Genomic DNA, 341 nt, shown 5'->3' on the forward strand with positions numbered 1-341 from the left:
TCACTATCAGGACGAGCAAAATTTTCTGTTGAAAAAGCGTAAACTGTCATTGCTTCTACTTTTAATTCATTACATTTTAAAGCAATATCACGAATTGTTTTTGTTCCTTCATGGTGTCCATAAGTTCGTGGCATTTTTCTTTTCTTTGCCCAACGTCCATTTCCATCCATGATAAAAGCGATATGCTTTGGTATATTATCTAAATCTATATCATGATAATCTATTTCTTCAATTTTATTTTTCTTTAAAAACATTTGTCAACCTCCCGCTTAACTAATCGAGATTATACCATAAAAAAGCAATAAAAAAAAGATGCTAAAATAAGCTTAGCATCTTTGATA

Annotated in this window: 1 protein-coding gene; it reads right to left on the reverse strand. The window is 29.9% G+C overall.

What is annotated here, in order from left to right; translation table 11 throughout:
* The coding region (locus KHA85_RS20715; RefSeq protein WP_213186750.1) for an undecaprenyl diphosphate synthase family protein at positions 1 to 254 on the reverse strand (254 nt) is incomplete at its 3' end.
* Positions 255 to 341 lie beyond the last annotated feature (87 nt).

This window comes from Dietzia massiliensis, from assembly GCF_018390595.1.
Taxonomy (GTDB): domain Bacteria; phylum Actinomycetota; class Actinomycetes; order Mycobacteriales; family Mycobacteriaceae; genus Dietzia; species Dietzia massiliensis.